10 protein-coding genes and 1 pseudogene are annotated in these 7,272 nt (G+C 53.4%); all 11 read right to left on the minus strand.

The genetic code is table 11. From position 1 onward, the window contains the following. Positions 1 to 756, minus strand: a complete 756-nt coding sequence (locus ACLJXE_RS09230) for a phage minor tail protein L (protein ID WP_410750709.1) — start codon at positions 754 to 756, stop codon at positions 1 to 3. Continuing rightward, positions 753 to 1,091, minus strand: coding sequence for a phage tail protein (locus ACLJXE_RS09235; RefSeq protein WP_410750710.1), 339 nt, complete (start codon positions 1,089 to 1,091; stop codon positions 753 to 755). The genes ACLJXE_RS09230 and ACLJXE_RS09235 overlap by 4 nt, the downstream gene beginning before the upstream one ends. Next, positions 1,091 to 4,069, minus strand: a complete 2,979-nt coding sequence (locus ACLJXE_RS09240; RefSeq protein ID WP_410750711.1) for a phage tail tape measure protein — start codon at positions 4,067 to 4,069, stop codon at positions 1,091 to 1,093. The genes ACLJXE_RS09235 and ACLJXE_RS09240 overlap by 1 nt, the downstream gene beginning before the upstream one ends. After that, entirely contained in the window at positions 4,066 to 4,299 is a 234-nt protein-coding gene (locus ACLJXE_RS09245; protein ID WP_410750712.1) for a hypothetical protein, read from the minus strand. Before ACLJXE_RS09245 ends, ACLJXE_RS09240 begins: the two co-directional genes overlap by 4 nt. Further along, a complete protein-coding gene (locus ACLJXE_RS09250; protein ID WP_410750713.1) occupies positions 4,299 to 4,646 on the minus strand; it encodes a phage tail protein in 348 nt (115 codons plus the stop codon). Before ACLJXE_RS09250 ends, ACLJXE_RS09245 begins: the two co-directional genes overlap by 1 nt. Before the next feature lie 66 nt (positions 4,647 to 4,712). Then, a complete protein-coding gene (locus ACLJXE_RS09255; RefSeq protein WP_410750714.1) occupies positions 4,713 to 5,168 on the minus strand; it encodes a phage tail protein in 456 nt (151 codons plus the stop codon). Positions 5,169 to 5,182: 14 nt separating this feature from the next. Beyond that, complete coding sequence (locus ACLJXE_RS09260) at positions 5,183 to 5,593, minus strand: HK97-gp10 family putative phage morphogenesis protein (RefSeq protein ID WP_410750715.1); 411 nt, start codon at positions 5,591 to 5,593, stop codon at positions 5,183 to 5,185. A gap of 2 nt (positions 5,594 to 5,595) precedes the next feature. Then, positions 5,596 to 5,979 carry a hypothetical protein gene (locus tag ACLJXE_RS09265; protein WP_410750716.1) on the minus strand — a complete coding sequence of 128 codons (384 nt, stop codon included), beginning with the start codon at positions 5,977 to 5,979 and terminating at the stop codon, positions 5,596 to 5,598. Further along, positions 5,960 to 6,304: a head-tail adaptor protein gene (locus ACLJXE_RS09270; protein ID WP_410750717.1), complete on the minus strand. Its 345-nt coding sequence runs from the start codon at positions 6,302 to 6,304 to the stop codon at positions 5,960 to 5,962. The genes ACLJXE_RS09265 and ACLJXE_RS09270 overlap by 20 nt, the downstream gene beginning before the upstream one ends. A gap of 12 nt (positions 6,305 to 6,316) precedes the next feature. Then, entirely contained in the window at positions 6,317 to 6,643 is a 327-nt protein-coding gene (locus ACLJXE_RS09275) for a head-tail connector protein (RefSeq protein ID WP_410750718.1), read from the minus strand. Next, positions 6,640 to 7,272 (minus strand): annotated as a pseudogene (locus ACLJXE_RS09280) (phage gp6-like head-tail connector protein); the annotation flags it as partial. The pseudogene ACLJXE_RS09280 and the gene ACLJXE_RS09275, both read right to left, overlap by 4 nt.

The following is a 7,272-nucleotide window of genomic DNA, read 5'->3' on the forward strand; positions in this document are numbered from 1 at the left end:
TCAGCTCCTGATCAGTGACGTCCCCGGAAAACCGCCAAACGGCAGCTCGTTGCCATCACCAAACCGAAGTTTGCACGCCGTCAGCGTACCAGAGCATTCATCCAGCGACGGATCATCAACCGGGTTGTTGTGCTTATCGAAATAGCGGGTACCGGCATAGTCACAGCCATCCCCTGAGCGATACTTGTTGCGAATGCACCAGGTACAAAGCGAATGTAGCTGCCGCGTCGGGATCATCATCCCCTGCAAATCCATCGGGCTGGTTAGCGCAAACTCAACAACTTCATTGGTTTCGCTACTCTTTGCATCGATGTAAAACACCTTCAGTTTTTCCTGCGTCGGATCTGCCGAAGGATTACCGCCGGGGAAGTTTTGCGCATCGAGGTACTGTGCCAGCGTATCGTGAATGGTGACTTTTGCCTGCAGCAGGTCATCGTAAGCCAGGCACAACGCCGTGATTGAGCTATCCAGATTGGCGACCGACAATTTAGGCTGCGCGCTGCTGCCATCGGTTGAGGTTTCAATCTCTTCAATCTGGCAGGGCCACGCTGAATATTCGTTACCCTGCCACCAGATGCTTTTTGCCGGTAGTTTCGATTCATCGCCACTGGCAGTAATGATCTCCTGCTCAGAGTGTGGAATGTTGTGATTATGGAACCGCAACACCTCGCCGGTGCCAAATCCGGTACCGTCCACCTCAAAGAGCCGCACAGCATTTCCCGGCTCCAGTTTCTGATAGTCTGCGTTAATACTCATGGTTTGAATGCCTGCGTGAATGTAGCTGTCAGGGAGAAATTCCCGGCGCCCATTGGGGTGGGTTTGTACTGCTCGCAACGATAAAGGCCTAGCGGCTCCAGCGGAGGCTTCCACTGGAAGGCTTTATAACCTTCGTGCTTGTCCAGAAAGTCTTTAATGCTCTCGATGTAGGCTTCCGTGCCTACAAAATTGAGGTCCCACTCCTGCGAGCGAGGATTGATACCATCCCCGCTTGCCTGGGTATAGCCATCACCAAATTGCGCTTTCCTGATACGCATATTTACCGTTTGGCTTGGGCTAACGCGCGGACTCCAGGTAAAGGTTTCAAGTGACATTAGCGAGTTCCTTTAGCGAGATTCCAGATAGGGGCTCCGGGGCGCATATCCGCATTTAAAAGTTTGCGGTACCGTTGGTCTACGAAACTGCCAATCTCTTTACCAAACTGCTCCCAACCACCTGACGTTTGCGTACTGGTGTTCCCGTCACCCTGTATAGTGATGTAGACAACAGGCGCAACACCTGCACCGCCGGATGATTGCCCATTCGTATCGTCAACTGCCCTGACGCCCAGAGATCCATTTGATGCGCGTGCGAGTGGCATAATGGCTTCTGGCCCTGCCTCACCAAATACTCCGGCCCCCTTCGCAAAAGCGAACACCTGCGGGGAGTTATAAACACCGCCGCTGTATGAACTGAGAGATGGAGAATCATATACGCCACCTTTCGCATTGAATTTGATGCTGGAGGCTGCATTGTCGTATGCACCAGATGGCGTACTACCACCCGATGCACCACCGACAAAAGCAGATGTTGCCGCACCGAATATGCTCTGAAGCGCACTGGACAACGCTATGCGGGTGGCGATTTTCGCCAGGTCAGAAAGAACAGAAACCGTGAAGCTTTTAAAACTAAGCTTCCCGGTCGTAGCAAACAGCGCGAGCGAATCTGTCATGCTGTCAAACAGACTTCCTGCGTAACCAGCCATCTGACTGTTAGCGTCCCGGGCACTGTCTACCCAGTTTTTCACGCCGCGCCGGAAACCGGCGGTGTAATCCTTTTCGGCATCCAGCCGATCATCAACGCTTTGCTGGGTGATCTGTAGTTCACGCTGTTTGGCAGACTCAAGATCAGCCAGGCGGGCCTGATACTCCGCTGAACTGTGATCGGTGAAATCCTTGTCCAGTGTCGCACGGCGTTGCTCGAACCGGTTGATGATGGCAAGGCGTGCATCAGCATCGGCAGATTCGCGGTCTGACTGGCTGTATTTACCCAGCCCCTGCGCAGCTTCCCTCTGCATAGCATTGGCTTCTTCCTGCCATTTGCGGCTTTCCTGTTGGTACTTCTCCGAGAGCTTGCGCAACGCAGCTTCCTTCTCCAGCAACGCGTTCGCCTGCAACTGGGCCCGAATCTGGCCCTGCATATTGACCAGGCTCTGCTGGTCAGCGGTCAGGTGCTGGCCTTTAAGCTGCGAAATTTTCTCATTGAACGCAGCAAGCTGATTGGCTGATGCTGTGAGTTTATCGCTGCTCTGTGCCTGCTCACGCAACACGGCATTTTGCTGCTGAGCCTGTGCCAGCGCACGCTGCCCCTCACTCTCTCCTGTAGCTTTGGGCTTTTTGGGCTGCTCTCTTTTAACTGCCTTGTCGTACTCGTCGTTGATGCCCTTCAGGATCCGCTTGTAATCCCCGGAATCTGACGAGTAGATGCTGCTGTTAAGCTTTTTGATCGCCTCGGCGCGCTTCTCAGCAGCACTGGTTCCGGCTTCCATATAGCTCTTTAAACCAGCGGAATTTTTAATGCGCTCGCTTTGAGCTTCAGCGTAGCCCGCTTTGCTGGCCGCCAGAAAACGCCGGGTCTGGTCATCAAAATCTTTCTGGTTTTTGCCGAGCGCATCACTCCAGGAAACGGCCTCTCCCAGACCACCAAGCACACCCCATTCCCGGCCAAGGCTTTTCAGCTTATCAAGGTAGGTATCAGCCTGTGCAGCCAGCTCCTGAAGGCGAATTTTTTCCGCATTCAGTGCCTGCTCCATGATGATTTGGGTGGCCTGTGCCGTTTGCCCTTTGCTGTTGAGGCTGACCACCTGCTGAATAATCGACTCATTCAGCGCCACGCCCTGGGCGGTAAGCTGCTGCATGGCATTAATAGGGTCGCCTTTAAGTGCCGTGATTTTACTGACCAGCTCATCAGCGTTGCCGCCGGCCTCTGCGTAAGCATTCGCGACGGTAGCAACCTCTGTTAGCATCGAGCCACTGAAGCCGCCTTTAGCTGCAGCGGTTACCGCACTTAATGAGCTTTCGGTATCACCGAGTGCAGAATTCAGTGATTTAAGATCCGATGCAGAAATACTCGCTGACGCGCGCAGGCTTAACACTGCTTCGTTAAGCTTTTTAGTCTGCTCCTCGGACTTTTTAAACTCGCTGTAGAGATAGGTGCCTGCGGCGGCCAGCGCAGTCAAACCGATACCAACAGGGCCACCCAGCAGGCTCATCGCCGCACTGAGCGCCCTGCTGCTGGTCGCGGCGACACGCTGCGTAAATGTCAGTTGCGTATTTGCTGCGGCGGCGGCTTCAGTTGCCGCCGTCAACGCTGCCTTACCTCCTGTTTCAGCCAGCTCGGCTGCGGCCACTCCAGCTTTTGCTGCCTTCAGTTTCTCCAGTCCGCTGGCTTCGAGCTTGTTGGCTTCGAGGATAGCGCGCTCATTCTTCAGGTGCTCATCCTGATAGCTGACATTCAGGCCAAATTGCTTATTTACCGCGGACTGTTTGACGTAATACTCGTCAAGAGCGATAGCCTGGTCACGCTGCGCCTTGGCGGCTGCAATCGTTTTTTCGGCAATAGCCACTTTATTGATAGCCGCCTGCCGTTCGGCCTGTGCAACAGCGATCTGGCTTTGTGCAGCAGACGCCAGTTCTGCCGCCGCACTTTTGGCGGCATCTTGTTGTGTCTTCCAGCCTCCCGCGCTGCCGTCCAGTTGCCCTTTCAGAGAATGAACCGCCGGGATGAGCGCATTGATGATGCTACTGCTGGCAACATTACTTCCGGCTGCCACCTCATGCAGTACAAAGCTCAGTTGCCCGGCACCGCGGGTAGCGCCGGAGAACTGGTCAGCATTCGCCGCCGGAAAACCAATTGCCCTCGCCGCGCTGACCGTTTTTGATATTGCATCAGCCAGCTCGTTCGCCTGTGCGGTCGCCTGACCGTTAAATTTTTTGCTGGCCTGCCCAGCTTTCTGGTATGCGTCGGTGATCTGCGATTTAAACGCCGCAGAGTTCAGGTGCAGGGCAACCGACAGGCTTGCAACATCACTCATCGTCCCAGGATCCTCATTACGTCAGCGCACTGGCCTGCCATATCAGAAACAGGCGGAATGGTTGCTGCCGGGGTTTGCGCCGGAGTGTTCACTACCGCGTTACCCGTCAGGGATAGCCAGGCTTGCCAGTGAAGTAGAATTTCAGCCGGCAAACTGGCTATTTTTCGTGGATCTGGTTCCCCGAGGCGATCGGCAAGGCTGAAAATCACCATCAACCAGGGGGAGTCCATCAGTTTTTTTTCGCGTCTTCCAGCGTGCCCCAGCTGTGTCGGGTTATTACGTTCACAGCTTCAATAAGGGCCGCATTGCTGCGCGATTTCAGAAGTTCGTCCGGCGCTGGCAGGTTTTCGACAGGAACAGGCACCCCGTTTTCATCCACCAACGCGCTGAGGATAAACGAGGCCGCTTCTATAGCGATCCCGCGGGAATTGTTTTCAGCACGTAGCTCTGCCTGCTTTTCGTCATACGCTTCTGCTTCAAACGCAGTAATGCGGCGAATAAATACATCGGCACCCAGAATTTTCACGGGCTGGGCAGTATTTTCGGGGGTCAGCAGAAGTGATTTCAGATCATTCATTAAAATTCTCCATTAAAAAAGCCGCCATCGGGCGGCCTGGAAGGTCTGTATAGAAGGTATGGTTTATCAGCTGCCAGGTTGGTTATAGCCCCAGTTGATATTGTTCTGTTTACCATTCACCGTGACCTGAATGACTTCACTGGCCGGGGCGTTGACTTCATTAAGTTGCCAGCCAGAAAGCGCCATAATCATCGTCGCAGTTCGCCCGTTTGGAAGCTCAATGTAATACTGCACAGTTCGTCGCTGTTCAGCCGCATTCAGAAAAGCGGTAAAGCTGGTATTTGATGGGTCATCCACGAATCCCAGTGATTTTTCAGGGCCTTCAGGAAGATCAGAAATAAACTGTTTTTGAGTGTCAATCAGGGTGGTGCAATCAACAAAAGAGCCTGTGGCTCCTGTTGCTCCCAGAGCCTTACAGTTAACAAGCGGCTGGAAGTCTGCAACGGCCTCTCCCAGTTCACCCCATTTGACAACTGTACCGGCGGGGAGCATCGCGTATTCCGGAGAACTTTTATCTGCCATATTCATTACCTCTGTTAACGATTGTTTTCTATCCCCTCACGGATGCTTACTGAGAGAATACGTAATATCTTTGTGCGGTTGTAATCGAGTGCAGGGCGCATAAACGGGCTGGCGACCTGTTTAACTGTGCCAAATTCCTGGGCCAGTGCTTTCATGGCGTGTTCTTTTGACGGGCCGACTCGGATAGTCACGACGGTTAGCCAGCGCGTATCCTTCATACGGTTACGGGAGCTGACTTTGATGCTGTCACGCATGTGAGGGCCATTGCTGCCTTCGTCATAGCCCGCATGCTGCTGCATATCCTCCTGAACGATTTCCATCGCCTCTTTGCCAGCAGCGGCCATCACCTTGCCAGCAACTTTTTCGCCCAACGCCTGCAACTGGCGCTCAAGATCCTGAAGCCCTTTTACCTCCATGCGAATCATGATTACTCCTCATAAAAATAAAGTACGTAATCGCGGATAAGCCTGTACTGAACTTGGTTGCTGGTAAGGGTCGCCTTGTCCTGCAGAATATTTCCACGCTGAACATATTGAACCGGATAACCTTCAAGCTCTCCGTGGATAATGCCTTTCCAGTGAGACCAGATAGCCCTATCCAGTTGAACAAGGCCCGTGTAGTCATCCACTTTGTACATCGAAATCTGGAATCGCCCGGCGATGAGCCCTGTTCGCACCATGCCGTTTTCGATGCCCGGGTCTGAAATGCGCTGAAAAGTAATGCCGTTTTGCTTGCTGTCAGGCATCAGAAGCGGGTAAACCGCCATGCCGGAAATGCGCTCAAGCGAGGTTTTAATTGCCAGTTCGATCATGGCGACCATCCCTTTCAGCTTTGATTTCAACCCGATCGGAGTGGCTGCGGTCGACCGCAACGACAGTGAACGAACCGTTCTGCCACTGGATCTTCCAGTCAATGTCAATATCGCTGCGCGGACCAACGGTGAACAGCCATGTCTCGACGACCTGTTTCTGATCCAGCGTCCTTATTTTACGGTTAGATTTCAGTTCTGCGCGGGCCCAGACCGTTGCCACATCAACAAGATGGCCGGGTAGCACCTCTCCAAGGGTTCCGCGCCCGTTCTCAGGCCGCTGCAGAAGTATTCTCTTATTGAGATCACCTGAATACAGGAAAGACATATTTCACTCTCTTCACAGAATGGTGGGTAAGCGTAGATCCCAGATAAGCATGGTCACATCAAAGGGAAGTTCGCCCTGCTTTAAGTCCCTCATAGTTGCGCCATCAGGATCGCGATAGAGTTTAGTGACAAGACGCAATGTCGCCTCTTTTGCCAGCGAGCATTCTTCACTTTTCAGTGGTCGGTTACTGGCATCCACGATTTTTTCCCTGCTACCCTGACAAAAGCGAATAATCGCGGAACTGGCTGCCCTGATCTTCCCGGTCAAATCGTTGTCGCTGTAGTCACCATCAATACGGCAGTGATCTTTAACCTCATCAAGAGTAACAAGCTCAATCACGTTTTATCCCTCCCGTCACGACCGCGCTTGGCGGCCAGTGTCCAGCCTTTAGAGCCTGTTTCACCTGGCTTATCCTGCGTCTGTTCGTCACAGTGCCAGAGAGAGCCGCCCCACGTAATCGTATCTCCAGGCAGATATTCATCGCCTGATTTAAATACGCCCCGGTACACCATAACCGGCACATCGAAAGCTTTTTTCTCACTGGCGCCACTGGCGCGGTTGACGGTGACAGTGAAGTTGCGCATCCCCTCCATGCTGACATCAACACCAGCCACACCATCAACGATGCATTCCCAGCCACGCATGCCGTGAGTTTTCTCATAAGCCCGCCAGAGTCCGCCGTTATGGGTGGCATACGAACCACGGGGGTAACTTTTTGAGTCATCAATAAAAGGCAGTAATTCCAGCGCAAGTGCATCACGGCCATCTTCGCCGGGCTTGCCCGGTTTCGGCGCGGGAATCTCTGCGATCGCCTCACTGATGAGAGATTTAACATCAGGAATTTCCGGCATCGCAGCCGTAATGAGTTCCTGCAACACCAGCCTGACGTCATCCGCCGTCACGCTTTTACCGTCCTGCGGTGCGGGAATTTCCGCTACGGCTTCACTGACAGCATCGTCAACGGCCTG

The organism is Citrobacter sp. U14242, from assembly GCF_046555775.1.
Taxonomy (GTDB): domain Bacteria; phylum Pseudomonadota; class Gammaproteobacteria; order Enterobacterales; family Enterobacteriaceae; genus Citrobacter.